Below are 16,044 nucleotides of genomic sequence, written 5' to 3' on the forward strand. Positions count from 1 at the left end.
TAATAATCCTTCATCCCAACACTATCGAAACTGCACAATACACTAACAACAGTCCCATCAGTACATTAAATTGACTTCTATATTTAGATATCATTTTTTTGAAAAGAGAACCACACAAACACCAACAAAAAGTGCCCATATAACCGATGAAAGCAAGAATTAAAGAATAACTCAATAATCTAAAAGAGGAAGAAGGATAGGTAAGGATAAATGTCGATGTAACTGTGATCCCATATAATATCCCTTTTGGATTGATAAATTGTAAAAGCATTCCTGCAATAAAGCTATTGTGTTTATCTCCAGCTGTATCACTTTCTGCTTGTTTACTTGTAATCATTTTAACTGCTAAATACAGCATGTAGATTCCCCCTATTACAGCCATAATAGATTTAATTTGTGGAAGAAGATTATTCAAAAGTAGATTAAAGTAGGAACATAACAATATGATTATAAAAAATCCTGTACCCACTCCTAAACAAAATTTCATTGATTTTTTGAGCCCAACTTGGTTTGCAAAACCCATTGCCATAATATTATTGGGTCCCGGAGTAAAACTTGCAACAAATGCATATAAAAACAAAGAAACAAACACTAAATTATATCTCCCCTTCCAGCTTGTATGCTATAATGTATCCATCAGACGTTATAACGTACATTCGTGCGTTTTATTGTATATCACGATCGTTATAAAGTAAATGGAGACAGGAGTAATTACAGTGGAAGAAATAAATCTAATTATTGCGGAAAATATAAAAAAGATAAGAAAAAGTAAAGAGTTAAGCCTGGAAAAGGTTGCGGAATTAACAGGCGTCAGCAAAACAATGATTGGTCAAATCGAAAGAGGCGAATCGACACCAACCATTACAACCCTTTGGAAAATCGCCAATGGCTTAAAAATTTCATTTTCTGCGCTGATAGATTACCCAAAGCCTGACACAAGAGTAATCTTAAGAAGTGACATTCAGCCACTGCTTGAAGATAACGGAAAATATCGAGTGTATCTATCTTTTCCATTTGAAGAAAGTAAACGGTTTGAAGGTTATACCGTGGAGATAGACAAGGGTGGATACCTTGATGCCAATTCTCATATGGAAGGTACCGAAGAATTAATCACCGTGTTTGACGGAGAATTGACTTTCCGTGTCAATAACAATGAATACCTCTTGAAATCAGGTGATTCTATCACATTCCTCGCAGACAAACCCCATGTATATCATAATCCAGGACAAACAATAACCCGGTTAAGCATGATTTTATACTATCCCTCTTAGCAAAAAAATCCCAAGGCACTTGAGCCTTGGGATTACGTTCTCTATGATAGGGTTGCTAGATGAGCTAATATCCTTTTACAAAAAACAAGCCATCCTTTAGAAGAACTAAAGGACGGCTTGTTCGTAATGCTTAGAGCGCCGCAATCCGCTGCTGGATGCGTGGAAATAAGGCGAAGGCATTCTCGTAAAATACTTTTTCGTGGTGCTGCTCAGGGACAAGTCGGCGGACAAATTCCGCATACAGGTCAATAGGAGCGAGTGGCCAATCCGTGCCGAACAACATTTTCTCATAGTGGTCGGAATACACCAGCGCCCGGCGAAAATGATCCATGAACAGAGGTTCATTCATGAACCGTTCAAAATGAGGCCGATCACCGACCACAAGGCCGGACAAATCGGCATAGACGTTTGGATTTTTGGCCACCACTTCAGCTGCATCCATCACCCACGGATCGCCAAGATGGCAGATCATAAAATTCACATCACGTCGTTGAAACGCTAATTCATCCACGGTAAGTGGATGTGCATATTTTAGCAATCCATTCATCGAGTACGTATCACCGGTATGAATGACCACAGGCGTGCCATACTTTGCTGCCAGCTCATAGATCGGCGAATAGATTTTGTCATAAACGTAATGATGATAGTACCCGGCATAGAGCTTAATACCAGCTACCTCGGGCGCTTGCAGCCGTGCCTCAATTCGATCCAGTTCCTCTTGTGCATCCTTTCCTCCGAGCATGTTCGGATTGATCCCCACGCATTCCATTAAGAAAGGCGGCACAGTATCCTCCAAGTCAAGGCTCATCGGATTAGGGGAAGTAGAGTCAGGGAAAGCTCCCTTCGTCTGTTCCGTGACCCCCATTCCAATGCCGAGAACAACGTCGTTCTTATCAAACTCCGCTTTGAGCCCGGCAGCAGTGTAATCGACTTTGGAGAGATCCAGTGCTGTTTGATGAAAGCTGTCGATGTCCGACAGATGAATGTGAATATCAATGATCGGCATTTAAGATCTCCTTTTCGTCAGTAGGTCTAGCAAAGGTCAGCTTCAAAAGACTGCGGACATCCTCTGAATTCAGAGCGAGTTCTCCCATGATCAGGAAGGAGGGCTGTGTCCAAACGGTTTCTCCATTTAGAAGCGGAAGATGATGATGCACCCCGTGATTAAATACCTTATTGTTCACATACGCCGAGGCACTCTGATTCGGGTGACTGCTCACCATATGCAGCATATCCTTACGCGAAGATGCACCAATTCGCAATAGTCCCTTGGCCTCAAGATACGTTTCAACCGTTCCTAATAAGAACTTGCCCTCCTTGGAGAATTCCATCCATCCTTCGGCATAGACTGGCGAAGGTTTGATATAATTCTCCTCCGACAACGAATAATTCGGCAAGGTCATTCCGCTGTCATTAGTCACCGAATGCAACACACAGAGCACAGGGACGCCGGGGAGCATAAGGTAATGCTGATTAACAAAAATCCCTCGGTTCTTTTCCTGCTTCTCGATTGAAGTAGTGATACGTAATCCTTTCCATACATTGCCCTGAACATCCATTTGCTCGGTCCAAGCTGCGCTTCTTGGTTCCTCCAAACGACTAAATCCACCTATGCCTGAAATACCTACACCGAGTCCACCATGCCAAGGATTCCACCAGGAACGTGGTGCTGCTTCCGGGTAGGAGCTATCCAGCCATTCTTCTCCATGGTGCTTCAGGGAATGCACAACACTGCCGAAATCAGGAGCAGCTGCAATAGAAAGTACTCCGTTACTCACAGTGTAAATAGGACCCGCTGGTCCCTCTTCTGTGCCACAGACAACGGCTGCTGTTTCCGTTTGAGGGAACCAGAGGCCTGTTCGCTCTTGAATACGATCCTCTCCACTATAGACGATTCGAACCTTCTGTCCTGATTGGCTGTGTTCTGAAGAAGATTCTGCTTCTTCAGGTGAGAGCTCAAAGCCCGCGGAGTGCAGATTCTGCTCTCTTTGCAGCTCCATCTCAGCGACTATCTGCTCCTCTCCTCTATCCGTTAGTACATACAGCTCGAGGCTTCCATTAAGTGGAGTCATCTTTCGTTCGATTAACTCCGCATGAAGCGCCCCCGCCGTAAACGGATTTCCACCGCCGAGCGTTAATTCAAGATGATCATCCAACACCGGTGTGATCGGATCCAGCTGCTTCCGTGCAAAGGTGCGGAAATCCGACCACTTCAGGAAGGTGTTTAAAGCGAACACCAGCGTCTTTGTTCGTACGACATCTCCAGCAGAGATTTGACCAAGATTATGTTCCAGTCCAAGTGGATACTCCGGACGAAGCAGCTTCAGCGAAGGGTCCCAGCAAACGCCGCATGTGACATTTTCTTCCTTGCTAAACAACCAATTTTCCGTAATTTGAGCGCTGTCCCAATAACTCGGATCACCCGAATAAGCATCGCCCATATCTACGTAATGCCCCTGATAAGGCAGGATGAGCCGTTTGCCAAAAAATCCGAAATTCGTTAGCAGATACATATCCTCTTCCAACGTTTGGTTACTAGTATTGTGTACCTCGCTATAAAACTCAGCGATTCCGTTTGCAAAGAGCTTAGCCACTCTTTTTATCTCCAGACCCGGGAATTCATCCGATTCATAAAGAGTCTCTAGAATTTGGCCCTCTCCTTCGGAATAGATCTTTACTTCTTTAGCCTGTTTCTTCGAGAATTCTTCGGCGAATGGTTTACCTAACTTCGGATGGGTCAACCAGAAATTATGGCTCGAGCCGGGATATTCAATCCACATCCCATTGTCGTTATTATTAAGATGTACGGAGTAGGTGCCGTTTACAGCCACCCACTGATCCCCGTTTTCCCCACCAAAGCGGCCATGTGTTCCTTTCATTAGCACAGATAATTTGCTGATGAAGGACACTGCCTTCTCTCCAGCCGGAACGGCCGTCACCTCAATATCCCGTGAATAAAGGCCATATGAATTTATGGTAAAGGGTACTCGGATGGAAGCCTTACTTTTAGCTGGAACCGAGAAGCTTACTGTCCGATCCGCCCACGTCAAAAATTCTTCCTCTGGCAAATCAAAAGTAAATTCCGCTTCCGCTGCAAAATTATTCTCAACATTCAAATATAGCTCAGCGGGAAGACCCGGATACAGCTCACGTGTTGGCAACTCCATCATCATTTTCAGCGGGAATTTAGGAGCAACACCTATGCGGAACTCAGCGCGCTTGCCACCGATGATCCATTTGCTCATAACCACGGGGTGAGTCTTCTTGTCGTTTTGCTCTTCACGAATCGGATCAAGCTCGAACTCACCTTCTACGATAACTGTTTCTCCTGGCGCGAGTGTTGGTGCAGCAGACAAGCCAAAACGAATATTCTTGTCATTTTGGCCTTTGATCTCAATAGCCAGATCAGACGCCGAACGATTCTTGATGTGATAGCGAATCTTGTAGGTGGAACCGAATACAAGATCGTGATCGTCAATCTCCGTGGAGATTTCATAGTCAGGTGTATCAAGAGCCGTCAGGCCGCGACCGGTCTTCTCGAATTCTGCACGTAAGGAGAGTTCTCCCTTTTGCCAAGTGTAATCGAAGAAATCAAAACCACGCTCCCGGCGACCATCCGGCTGAATGGGCAGTTCACGGGTACTATCTGCATACCAATCCAGCTGTTCAAAATAAGGAGCGAGTGCTTCCGTTTGCAGAACCGTCGGAATAAAGTTCATCAGATGAACGTAATCCTCATTTTTTTCCCAAAAGAATCCACATTTCTTATACATCGGTACGGCCTTCGTATTGCCTGCCCAAGTAAACAGATCAAGACGTGGCCAGCCCGCTTCAATTGTTGTGCGAACAGCGTTCAAAATCAGATTACGACCTACCTTGTATCCGTGATAATCAGGTCGTACATTCAACAATGGGACATACAAAGCTCCTTCGTCTTGACGGTAATGAGCAAAACTGCAGAAGCCGACCACTTCCTCACCATCAACGGCGAGAAACACATTCAGATTGGACGAGATTTCCATCTCGCGGCGCACTGTATCCTCTGTTCTCTGATTGGTGCCTCCACCCCAGCTTTCGTTGCTACGGTTCCACATTTCTGCAACCGCCTTAGCGTAAGAAGGATCATATTCTATAATGCGGATTTGTTCCGCTGTAGTCTTAACAGTCATGCTCTCAGCTCCTTCTCCCTCAAATAGAGTATGTATTCGTACAAAGTTATTCTGGAAAACATCCCTACAACTTTATTCAAATAACTCCTACGAGTTCTTATTATACTATTAATTGGAAGGCTGTTACGAGGTAAAAAACTCTTTCTCCTTATTTTCTACATAAAGCCACTGCCAGCAGAAAGCTATAGAATAAAAAACTGTCGAGACTCCCTCGACAGCTTCGAATCTACTCTATGAGCAGCATTTCTATTTAACAACTCTCCACACGATCCGCTGATCTTTTTTTCAAATTCGCGATACCTACAATACCAATCAACAACACGCAGAAAGAGTAAGGAAGTGCCATATTAGCGGTGTATAAAGCTGTGCCTATAACTGGACCTATGAATGATCCTCCACCTTGAAGGGCCGCAATAAAGGAAGCAACGCTTCTTTGCTCATGGTCTTGAACCGCCATTGAAGCACCCGCACTGTAGCCAAGCAATGTAAAGCCGATGCCAATTCCCAAGAATGTAAAGTCCACATAAGCAAATCTGATAAACAATAATAAGCCTAGCAGACCCAAAGCCACAAATAATAGCCCTACGAGCAGCACTTTTTTAGGATGCCATTTGAGATATTTGCTGATCACAATTTGCGAGATCACCACCATTACTCCCGAGATAGCCAGACCCGTTCCAATTAACTGAGTGGCTTGCTGGGTACTGTATCCAAGGCTGTCTTGCACAAAAAATCCGATAGTAACCTGCACGATATTCAGAGCAAACGATAGCAATAGTCCAATCCATAAATAGAGGCGTATCCGTTTGTCATTGGGTGAAAGTGAAATCGCCTGCCGTTCGATCTCGATATTCTTTTCTTTAGGAATAAACACTAGAAATAAAATAGCCAAGGTGAATAATAATATGGCTGCGGCGTACATTGGTGAGGTGAGTCCCAGCGAAGCCATTCCTCCGCTCATTGCAGGTCCTACTACGAAGCCAAGTCCATTGGCTGCACCGAATAATGCCATTCCCTGAGTTCGGGTCTCTTTTGTACTCCAGCCCATAACATAAGCTTGTGCTAATGCCGGAATACCTCCAAAGAAAAAACCGGCGATTGCGCGAAGTATAAAGAAACTCCAAAATAGGCTTGTTTTACTCGCAGCATGTACTGCATAATCAGCCAACAGTGCAAAAATGACTAGTGTTGCCATATAGACGAACATAATCGAAGCGAGCAGCCATTTTCGGCTCATAAATGTTTGTTTTTCCCAGAAATATCCTCCGAGCAGCCAGCAAAGTCCCGCTACCGATACCAAACATCCTGATTGAAAATCACTAAGTCCCAAATTTCGAGCAAGCGGGCCAATAATCGGATTAAATGCAGCTATCGATATCATCCCTGTAAGTACGATTAGAAACATAATACCCAGTCTGTATTTCATGAAATCCCCTTCTCCTCTCAAGTAAACCTAAACAATATACGATTCATAATCGCTGTGTTCATGGTACTATGCCTGGAAGTCAGGCCTCTACCCGTTGGCGGATTACTTTACAGGTTATCGGGATTATTAGTTGAACACAAAAAAACTGCTCCTAAGAGCAGCGTAAGTAACACTATTTTAATGAAAGGACTTACGAATGGAAATAGCTAGATCCAACTTACACAATGTTAGTCTACCGTCCCAATATTCTCCAAGTGCAATGAACTTTCGGAGCTAACGCCCGCTTCCGTACTCAGAGTAGTAAGTGCTTGTTTAAGATCCTCTTTATTCACATACACGTATGGACTCTTCCAAAGAGATTCCACATGTAAGGAATTGATATGAGCTGGTTTGAGTTTAGGGAAGTTCAACAACCATTGCTGGAGATCTGCTTGTGGAATATCAGTCTTCACATTTTCACCGATGATGTCCAATACATTCCCCCATTGGGACACGCCTTGGAAATTCCCTAGCTTATCCAGAATCTGCTTAATTACTTGCTGCTGTCGATCATTGCGCTGAAAATCGGAGGATTCAGCCGTTCCTTGATTCGATTTGCGGTAACGCACAAAATCAAGCACATGTTTGCCATCCAGCTTCTGCAAGCCCTTCTTTAAGTCGATGTTCGTTCCATCTGCCGAATCGATATATTTCATATCCATATCGACATCAATGGTTAGCCCGCCAAGCAAGTCCACCGTCTCCTTCAGCACATCAAAATTCACCACAACCATGTGATCAATTGGCAGACCTAGTAAATTGCTGAAAAACTCTTTTGTATTAGGGATAGCTTCAGTTTTATCTTTTATGTAATGGTAAGCATAATAATAATTAGCTTTGCGAGAGGGCAACGACTTAGGTTTTAGCAACAAATCCCTCGGTATAGATAAGAAACTCGTCGACTTTGTGTCAGGATTGAAGCTGACAAGCATTAGCACATCCGTATTCATTACCCCACCACCACCGTCCCGACTATCTACCCCGGCAAGCAGAAAAATCATAGGTTCAACCGATACCGTTTCCTTTTTTTCCTCTGGGGCAGCGGTTGGCTGGACGTTGACTGGAGCAGCCATGCGCTCTATCGCGTTATCCGTCTTTTTGTATAAATACCCTGCATATACTCCAATTCCGATAATCGTTACGCCTAAGATAAGTCCAATGCTCGTCAGAATTTTACGAGTTGTTGTCCATTTGCGTTTGTTAGTCATAATTCCCTCCACTCAGTTCCAGTAGCTTTTTCAATCCGTGCTTTCATCCTGATGGACTTTCACACTTAGCACTATGCCAATCGCAATCATATTAGTAAGTAACGAGCTACCTCCATAACTAATAAACGGCAAGGATATCCCCGTCAGGGGCAGCAATCCAAGATGCATTCCAAGGTTAACAGAAACTTGAAAGATAATCATGGCGATAAACCCGGTGACAACATATGCCCCTGCACGATCCCTGCTTTCGAGTGCGATAAAGATCATTCGATAGACGAGCAATAAATATAGCATCAGCAAAATGGATGAACCTATAAAACCGTATTTTGCACCGATAACTACATAGATCGAATCGGAATACGCGTATGGAATATATCCTTTTCGCAAAAAAATACCTTCACTACCCGATAATCCTCCGGAGCCAATGGCTATCATTGCGTTTTTGACATGCCAAGATTTATCGGGATCACTCTGCGGATCCAAAAAAGCCTGAATTCGTGACAATTGATGGGGCTCGACAATCTTGGATAACAAATCGAAGTTGGCATAATAGAGCCATAGTATCGTGCCAATCGAAATAATCACCGCACCGAGGATCAAGATCATATATAGAGCACGGATGTTACCTATCCAAAGCATACTAAGCAATATGCCCGCAAAAACGAGCGCTGTACCCAAATCGGGTTGATCCATGATCAAAATAAAAGGAATTAAAAAAACGAAACAAACCGGCACTAAATCTTGAAAAAAGCGAAGCTGCTGTCCTTCTCGTTTACCCATTAGATGAGCAATGAGCAGCACCGTACATATTTTAGCCAGCTCGGAGGGCTGGAGCTGAAAGCTTCCAATACTTAACCAACGCACGGCACCATTGAGGTTTTCTCCAACCAGCTTAACTAGCACAAGTAGACCAATACCCACGCTATAAAAGAGATACGCTAACCAGCCTAATAGAATCTTATAATCTACCAATGCGATGAATAACATGGGTATGCAAAATAAAGCAAATAAATACAACGAACTGATGTAAAGTCCATCTAACCGTGTATCCGTAGTCGCGCCATAAATAGCAACAGTACCAATACCAACTAGGCATGTTACGAGAAAAAGTACGGATCTGTCCAGCTTTGCAATTTTGGTGGTGAGAAACATGATACAACCTCTATTTAATTTCTGTATTTTTCTTGTTGTAAAATGAGCATCATAAATAATCCGCCTGAGCACTAATACATCTTGTTTCAAGATGAAGCTGAAGTGCAGCGGATTATAAAGTGGAATGATTATCTCAGATCAAATTTGTCCTGATACGCCTTCTTCGATAACAGCTTTAATTTATCTTCACTCAGCGTATAAATATCCAGTCCGTTCCCTGCCTCGCCCAATGACCAGCCCAGCGCGAGTTCGTTATGGCCATCATCATCGACATCATAGAATCCGGCATAATCCAGACCATACCCAAACCCCTCAACCTCCGAAATCTTTTGCCATGCTTCATTTTCCTGCCTAAGCAGCATTGCTTTTATAGAAGAACCTTTGTTTTTGCTGTACTCATATACAACTACAGCTTCGTCGATACCGTCTCCATCCATATCCCCAAAGGAGATAGCATTATCCTCTTGTCCATCCAACGGAGTTATCAATTGAGCTTTGTCGGGAAGCCATTTGATAAATTCCTGGCTCGTTTTGTCTCGCTGCAGGCTTGCTTCTGATGATGGAGGCTTAATCAGCTCTCCTGGTGTCGCCGGCACTCCGCATCCTCCGAGCAAAAGTATCGTTGTTAACATAGCACCTATTGTTATGAATTTGCTCGGCATTTGGATCATCGACTCCTCGCTTGTCCGCATATATAGTATTTTATCTGTGAAAGAGATGAAAGTGGTTATGAAATAGTTAAATTTGAGCTCTATTTATATCGGCAAGTCAAATTGGACAATCGTTCCCTTGCCTAAAGTACTGCTTATTCGCAGCTCGCCATGATGCAATGTAATGATCTGTTCCGAGATGGACAGTCCTAAACCGCTGCCTGACGCCTGTTGATCCCCTTTGTAGAATTTTCGCCGCACATTCACTAAATCCGCTTCTGCGATGCCTGACCCAGTATCCTCAACTGTAATTACAACTTTCCCTGGAATCGTATGGGCAGTAATAAGAATTCGACCTGAGGAACTAGTGAATTTGAGCGAATTATCAATGAGATTAATCATGACTTGCTTCACACGATTCTCGTCAGCTTGAATGACAGGCAGATTCTCTTCTATTTTCACTTGAAGCAAGATGCCTTGTCGGGTTGCTCTAGGGGTGAGTTGTCTGCCAATATGCTGCAACAGCTCTGTTAGATCCACAGTCGTGAGGTGAATTGCGATTCTTCCGTTATCCAATTTGGAGAAATCCAATAATTCATCCACCATATGAGTTAACCTGTCACTTTCAGATTCAATGATATCTAGCCCATCATGAAACAGAGCCTGGTTACTCTCCCCACCCGCCTTCAAGGTGATTACCCAGCCTTTGATAGAGGTCAATGGCGTACGCAGTTCATGGGATACGGATGCGATAAAATCATTCTTAAGCTGTTCACTTTTCGAGATTCGACTGGCCATCATATTCAATGTATCTGCCAAGGAACCAAGCTCGTCTTGATAACGCTTTTGTACTCTTATGCTGAAATCTCCTTCGGACATTTGGTCTGCTGCCTGTTTCAGATCTTTAATGGATCTGGTTATGGTCCAAGATAGTAATAATCCAAGCAAGGTGACAATACCAATCACGAGCAAACCTACCCCGATCAGTAAAACCGCAATTTGATTAACTGTATGTATCGTTTCCGTTATGGAGGTAATAAATCTTACTTCCCCAACGATGTTGCCTTTGGCTTGTAAAGGATAGGACACCGTAAAAATAGCTTCCTCGGTTACAGGGTCCTCACCCTTCCAACTGCCGGGCTGCCCTTTTATGGCTGCTTGCACATCCATATTATCTGTCATCGTAAAATCGCCTTGGATTCCATTAGAATCCTGCAACAGCCGACCTTCAGCATTAATAATCTGTACCTGTGCATCGGAATGACTGGCAAAGCCCTTTAACAACCTATCCGATTGCGCCTCTAAATCCTCGTCGCTAAAATATTGCTGATAAAAAGAAGCCGACAGTTCTGCTTGATTCATCAGGGTTTGCTCTATATTATGAAAATAATAATAACGTACAGATAAATTAAGAATAATCTCAAGAATGAGCACAGTAAGACAGATCACTACAAAATAGCTTCCTACTAATCTTTTCTGAATACCCATTCTTCAACCATCCTTTCTAAAGCGGTATCCGAGCCCCCATACAGTCTCAATCCAATGCGGGTTAGAGGCGTCCTCTTCAATCTTCTCTCTTAGCTTACGCACGTGAACATCTACTGTCTTTGGATCACCAATAAAATCCTCACCCCAGACCAGGTTCATTAATTCATTCCTAGATAGTGCTGTATCCAGATGCTCTAAAAAGGTCTTCATCAACTGGAATTCCTTCGGGGTTAATTCAATAATGTCATCGTGCTTAAACATCTTGTTCGAGTTCAAATCCAGGCGAATCGGTCCAGCTTGAAGGATAGTTTTTTGCGGTTTTAAAGCTGTTTCTGTACGACGCAATATCGCTTTGATCCGTGCCACCAGTTCTAATGGATTAAAAGGTTTCACAATGTAATCGTCGGCACCAATTTCAAGGCCATTGATTTTATCCAGATCTTGTCCTCGTGCTGTTAAAAAAATGATAATGACCCCAGGATCCTGCTCTCTTAGCTTCCGGCAGATCTCAAACCCATTTAAATCCGGCAACATGATGTCCAGAACAATAACATCTGGCCGGTTCGTCTCAAAGCTCTGCAATGCTGCTTCTCCACAAGCAGCCTCACTAACCACAAACCCATTATTCGTTAAATTGATAGCTATAAACCGTCTAATATTATCGTCATCTTCCACAATAAGTACTTGATTGCGTTCTACAGTGTTCATGGTCTTCACCCCTATAACCCAGTATTCAAACATGCAAAAAAAACAAAAAAACTCTCCCAGTAAAGAGAGAGTCTTGTCTCAGATCCCTGTAATTAAATCACAAGTGGATATTACTCTATATCGCTATGCTTGTCAAAAATCTAATCCAAATACACAGCCTTACCCGTTTGTGCAGATTCATAAATCGCTTCTAATATTTGCGAAACAACATAAGCCTGTTCAGGTGTTACAACCGGGTCTTTATCCTGTTCAATAGCCTCGATCCACTTTCTTAATTCGATGTCAGGTGCACTTTCTGCTTTTCCTTCATAGTAAGCAACGCCGCCTGCCCCAAGCTCAATTTTATTGGTGTACAGCTTGCTGAATTTCTCTCCATTAATTCTAAGTCCGTCCTTCATATCTGCGCCTGCTTCAGTCCCGCTCAAGCTGCATTTCGCTTCATGCACATCCAGAGAATTGAGTGCCCAGCTCGCTTCCAGCATAATTGTGGCGCCATTCTCCATTACGACCATCCCAAAGGCTGAGTCCTCTACGGTGAACTTTTTAGGGTCCCAAGGTCCCCAAGCGTTGGCAGCCTCTTCTTTTTGAGACAGTTCGTGATATTTAGTGCCCAGCACGACTTTTGGTTTATAGTTATCCATCATCCACAGCGTTAGATCCAGCGCATGGGTTCCGATATCGATCAGAGGTCCTCCACCTTGCTTCTCTTCATCGAGGAATACTCCCCATGTCGGTACCGCTCTCCGTCTGATGGCATGTGCTTTTGCAAAATAGATATGACCAAGCTCCCCGGACTCACATGCTTTTTTCAAATATAAGCTGTCTTCTCTGTAGCGGTTGTCATATCCAATGGTTAGTTTCTTGCCTGTACGTTTCGCTGCTTCCACCATTCGTTTGGCATCTGCTGCCGTTTTGGCCATTGGTTTTTCGCACATAACATGTTTTCCTGCTTCAAGGGCTGCAATTGAAATTTCTGCATGAGCATCATTCGGCGTAAGCACATGAATAATATCAATCGAATGATCTTTCAATAGTTCTGTGTAATCCGTATATACAGCAGCTTCGCTAGTACCGTATTTCTCCGCTGCTTCTTCAGCACGTTCTTTAATAATGTCACAAAAAGCTACGATCTCCACTTTACTTTGCTTGCTCAAACTTGGAAGATGCTTGCCATTCGCAATTCCACCACATCCAATAATTCCTACGCGAAACACTTTACTCATATCTTTCACCCTCACTTCTAATTAGTTTGTTTTGTATTTCGATAAGTTGCTGGAGTCATGCCTAACCGCTTGCGGAAGACAATATGCAAATATGTAGCATTCGTAAACCCTTCCGTTTGAGCGATTTGTTCGATCGGACAATTGCTTTCTTCAAGCTTACGGCAGACCGCTTTCAACCTTATATCCTCAAGCGCCCTACTGAAAGATTGATCGGCGTTAACTTGTTTAAATACTCGCTGCAGCTGCCTTGAACTAATATTCAGCTTTTCAGCAACATTCTCCAAGGTAACAGCTCCTGAATAATTAGCTTCCATATATTGAATGGCGTATTGGTACCGATAAGTTGACATATCTCTAACAGGTGCTTCTGTTCGAATTCCACCTGCATCATACGCTCTTACTGCCTTTAATAAAATGCTGATTACGAGATGTTTAATGGAAGTGTAATATCCCGTTAGTTTACCTTCACAAGCTTCATAGGCTTCAAGAAAACATTTCATAGCGCTGTGATAATCTTGCGCTGGAACTAGTGGTAGCTGCTTTAGCTTCTGAACACAGGTCTCAGCCTCCGCAACCTCCCAAGGATCAACCTCCTCTCTGATCTTCTCTTTGATGTCCACATGTAGACACAGTTCTTCCATAGAATCATCTGGATCCGCCTCTTGGCGGTGCATGACACCCGGTCCGGTTAAATAAAACATTCCCTCAGACAAGGGGTATTTTAAATCGCCAAGAGTCACTTCTCCCTTTCCTCTTGGAATAAAATGAAATTCGAATTCAGAATGATTATGGAAATCTATGACTCTTCCCGGCGGAAAAGAGGTCAAATGAAATCTAAGAACTGTTATCTCGTAATGTCCCCATTGGATTGAAATATCCAATCTTTCGAGCATATCATGCTTCTCAAACATCATCTCATAGGGAAAGTTACTCAATGTTAAATCCTCCTAACAGGTGGAGACCGGTTAAGCGTCTAGATCTGCTAACCGAATCATACGAGCTTCTTTAGCAGAACGATTCGCCGCCTCCATTAATCTCGTAAGCTCCACAGCAATTTGAACATTCTCGGTGGCGAAAGTATCCTTTTGGATATGATTAACCCACTGATGGAATGCGCTTTCACGATTAGCATGTAGCGCTACTTCTTTCCATCCTTCCTCTTTGTCAGCGGATTTGTTACTTCTAAGAAGAAGCTTATCCTCTGGTGTTCCGTAAAGAAGAGTCCCCTCGGTTCCATGTACCTCGATGGTAAACGGCGAATGACTATTCACGAAACCAGCCTCGACCACACCAATTGCTCCTGAATCCGTAAATAATGTTACCACTGCATTATCTTCTACTTCCTTGCCCGTTACATAACCAAAATTAGCACTTACACCGGTCACATCTTGACCTAAGAAAAGCTTCGTCAAATACATAGGATGACAGCCCAGATCAATCAAAGCTCCGCCACCACATTGTTCCAAGCTATAGAAATGATCGGGAAGCCAGTTTTCTGTAGCCCCATTATGAGATAAGCGAACTCTAACGTAAGTAATCTCTCCGAGCAGTTCTTGACTTAGAACTTCTTGAATCGTTAATGCGTATCCATCATTTAGACGTGGCAAGGATACGGTCAGCTTCACCTCGTTCTCTTCCACTGCGCTTATGATCTCTTCAACTTCTTTATGTGTGGGGGCAATTACTTTTTCCGTAAAAATATGTTTGCCCGCTTTAGCCGCAGCTACAATTACATCTCTGTGCACATTGGTCGGCGCATCCACTATGACGGCATCTATATCCTCTTGCGCAAGCAGGTCATCCAGTGATTCGAAAAAAGGAACATTTAAGCTTTCGGCAGCTTTTTTCCCACGCTCTGCATCTTCATCCCAAACTGCAGCCAATACAGTATCCTCATGTTCTTGAGCTTGCTTCGTATAGTCCCAAGCATGTACATGCCAATAGCTAATCTTACCAATTCTAATCGTCATTTGCTTGTGCCTCCCGTATATATGTTATTCTGACATCTACTAATAAAATATCACAGAACAAAACCCTTTATTAGTAGGAAAATGCGACATTATATATATAATATTACGACGCTATCGTTTCATATGGTGTACAATTTCCATTTTATCACTTCTTACATTACACAACCAAACCATATGATCGGAATCGGGTCCCCAATAATCTTTTACTACCTTATAAGGCTCCCCAAATTTACGCTTCCACTTGATCTGTGCACGTTTATAGCCACTGTCCAAACAAAATTGCTCGATCCCTTGTTCGTTTAGAAATATCATCATTTTCTTAATTAATGCCGAACCAATCCCTTGCCCCTGATAGCTTGGCAACACGTATAAACTCCCCAATTCCCCCAAATGATCCAACTGATGTTCTGCACAGATTTGAATAGTCTCACCACAGGGACCATAGGAAATCGTACCCACAACCTTCTCATTGATTTTAGCGATAAAGAAATAAATATCCGAGTTTGCCTGTTCCAGTGAAGATAGCGCCTTTTGCTTTTTATGATCGGTTTCACTTTGTATATCCTCTAGTAAGTGACCTAATCCTTCTTTGTTAAAGGCATCCGATATTGATTCTTCAAATACCCGGCATGTAGATACATAATCGCCCTCAGTGAGTGTACTAATAGTTAAATGTTTTGTCTCATTCATTATGTTGATCTCCTCTGCAATAATGTACTATAAACAATCAAGTTATGAGG

The 16,044-nt window shown here is 43.1% G+C and carries 14 protein-coding genes; 1 reads left to right on the forward strand and 13 read right to left on the reverse strand.

The genetic code is table 11. The features are described 5' to 3' along the window. Positions 1-10: 10 nt before the first annotated feature. Entirely contained in the window at positions 11-592 is a 582-nt protein-coding gene (locus tag NYE25_RS10025) for a LysE family transporter (protein ID WP_076286530.1), read from the reverse strand. Between the two features lie 124 nt (positions 593-716). Between NYE25_RS10025 and NYE25_RS10030 the strand changes: the two genes are divergently transcribed. Then, a complete protein-coding gene (locus NYE25_RS10030; protein ID WP_341145822.1) occupies positions 717-1,271 on the forward strand; it encodes a helix-turn-helix domain-containing protein in 555 nt (184 codons plus the stop codon). A gap of 130 nt (positions 1,272-1,401) precedes the next feature. On the opposite strand, the gene NYE25_RS10035 is transcribed toward NYE25_RS10030, so the two are convergent. From NYE25_RS10035 to NYE25_RS10090, 12 genes are all read right to left on the reverse strand, one after another. Then, complete coding sequence (locus NYE25_RS10035) at positions 1,402-2,277, reverse strand: amidohydrolase family protein (RefSeq protein ID WP_076286532.1); 876 nt, start codon at positions 2,275-2,277, stop codon at positions 1,402-1,404. Then, positions 2,264-5,440, reverse strand: a complete 3,177-nt coding sequence (locus NYE25_RS10040) for a GNAT family N-acetyltransferase (protein WP_341145823.1) — start codon at positions 5,438-5,440, stop codon at positions 2,264-2,266. The genes NYE25_RS10035 and NYE25_RS10040 overlap by 14 nt, the downstream gene beginning before the upstream one ends. A 250-nt stretch (positions 5,441-5,690) precedes the next feature. Beyond that, positions 5,691-6,866, reverse strand: a complete 1,176-nt coding sequence (locus NYE25_RS10045) for an MFS transporter (protein ID WP_341145824.1) — start codon at positions 6,864-6,866, stop codon at positions 5,691-5,693. Between the two features lie 227 nt (positions 6,867-7,093). Beyond that, positions 7,094-8,113: an LCP family protein gene (locus NYE25_RS10050; protein WP_341145825.1), complete on the reverse strand. Its 1,020-nt coding sequence runs from the start codon at positions 8,111-8,113 to the stop codon at positions 7,094-7,096. Positions 8,114-8,143: 30 nt separating this feature from the next. Continuing rightward, on the reverse strand, positions 8,144-9,265 hold the full coding sequence (locus NYE25_RS10055) for an FtsW/RodA/SpoVE family cell cycle protein (RefSeq protein WP_341145826.1): 1,122 nt from the start codon (positions 9,263-9,265) through the stop codon (positions 8,144-8,146). A 128-nt stretch (positions 9,266-9,393) separates the two neighbouring features. After that, the gene (locus tag NYE25_RS10060; protein ID WP_149646979.1) at positions 9,394-9,927 is read right to left on the reverse strand and encodes a hypothetical protein; all 534 of its coding nucleotides are present in this window, start codon (positions 9,925-9,927) and stop codon (positions 9,394-9,396) included. 93 nt (positions 9,928-10,020) lie between these two features. Next, a complete protein-coding gene (locus NYE25_RS10065; protein WP_341145827.1) occupies positions 10,021-11,403 on the reverse strand; it encodes a sensor histidine kinase in 1,383 nt (460 codons plus the stop codon). Positions 11,404-11,406: 3 nt separating this feature from the next. Then, on the reverse strand, positions 11,407-12,111 hold the full coding sequence (locus NYE25_RS10070) for a response regulator transcription factor (RefSeq protein ID WP_341145828.1): 705 nt from the start codon (positions 12,109-12,111) through the stop codon (positions 11,407-11,409). A 140-nt stretch (positions 12,112-12,251) separates the two neighbouring features. Continuing rightward, the gene (locus NYE25_RS10075; protein WP_149646976.1) at positions 12,252-13,334 is read right to left on the reverse strand and encodes a Gfo/Idh/MocA family protein; all 1,083 of its coding nucleotides are present in this window, start codon (positions 13,332-13,334) and stop codon (positions 12,252-12,254) included. Between the two features lie 17 nt (positions 13,335-13,351). Next, on the reverse strand, positions 13,352-14,269 hold the full coding sequence (locus NYE25_RS10080; protein ID WP_231573306.1) for a helix-turn-helix domain-containing protein: 918 nt from the start codon (positions 14,267-14,269) through the stop codon (positions 13,352-13,354). Between the two features lie 30 nt (positions 14,270-14,299). Then, positions 14,300-15,304: a Gfo/Idh/MocA family protein gene (locus tag NYE25_RS10085; protein WP_076286539.1), complete on the reverse strand. Its 1,005-nt coding sequence runs from the start codon at positions 15,302-15,304 to the stop codon at positions 14,300-14,302. A 111-nt stretch (positions 15,305-15,415) separates the two neighbouring features. After that, the gene (locus NYE25_RS10090) at positions 15,416-15,994 is read right to left on the reverse strand and encodes a GNAT family N-acetyltransferase (RefSeq protein WP_341145829.1); all 579 of its coding nucleotides are present in this window, start codon (positions 15,992-15,994) and stop codon (positions 15,416-15,418) included. Positions 15,995-16,044: the final 50 nt, after the last annotated feature.

Origin of the sequence: Paenibacillus sp. FSL E2-8871 (genome assembly GCF_038000345.1) — a bacterium.
Classification (GTDB): Bacteria; Bacillota; Bacilli; order Paenibacillales; family Paenibacillaceae; genus Paenibacillus_AQ.

Bases quoted from the DNA above. Each gene is read 5' to 3' on its own strand.
- NYE25_RS10035 (WP_076286532.1), bottom strand. From the start codon at position 2,277: ATGCCGATCATTGATATTCACATTCATCTGTCGGACATCGACAGCTTT.
- NYE25_RS10050 (WP_341145825.1), bottom strand. From the start codon at position 8,113: ATGACTAACAAACGCAAATGGACAACAACTCGTAAAATTCTGACGAGC.
- NYE25_RS10060 (WP_149646979.1), bottom strand. From the start codon at position 9,927: ATGCCGAGCAAATTCATAACAATAGGTGCTATGTTAACAACGATACTT.
- NYE25_RS10065 (WP_341145827.1), bottom strand. From the start codon at position 11,403: ATGGGTATTCAGAAAAGATTAGTAGGAAGCTATTTTGTAGTGATCTGT.
- NYE25_RS10090 (WP_341145829.1), bottom strand. From the start codon at position 15,994: ATGAATGAGACAAAACATTTAACTATTAGTACACTCACTGAGGGCGAT.
- NYE25_RS10055 (WP_341145826.1), bottom strand. From the start codon at position 9,265: ATGTTTCTCACCACCAAAATTGCAAAGCTGGACAGATCCGTACTTTTT.
- NYE25_RS10075 (WP_149646976.1), bottom strand. From the start codon at position 13,334: ATGAGTAAAGTGTTTCGCGTAGGAATTATTGGATGTGGTGGAATTGCG.
- NYE25_RS10045 (WP_341145824.1), bottom strand. From the start codon at position 6,866: ATGAAATACAGACTGGGTATTATGTTTCTAATCGTACTTACAGGGATG.
- NYE25_RS10085 (WP_076286539.1), bottom strand. From the start codon at position 15,304: ATGACGATTAGAATTGGTAAGATTAGCTATTGGCATGTACATGCTTGG.
- NYE25_RS10070 (WP_341145828.1), bottom strand. From the start codon at position 12,111: ATGAACACTGTAGAACGCAATCAAGTACTTATTGTGGAAGATGACGAT.
- NYE25_RS10040 (WP_341145823.1), bottom strand. From the start codon at position 5,440: ATGACTGTTAAGACTACAGCGGAACAAATCCGCATTATAGAATATGAT.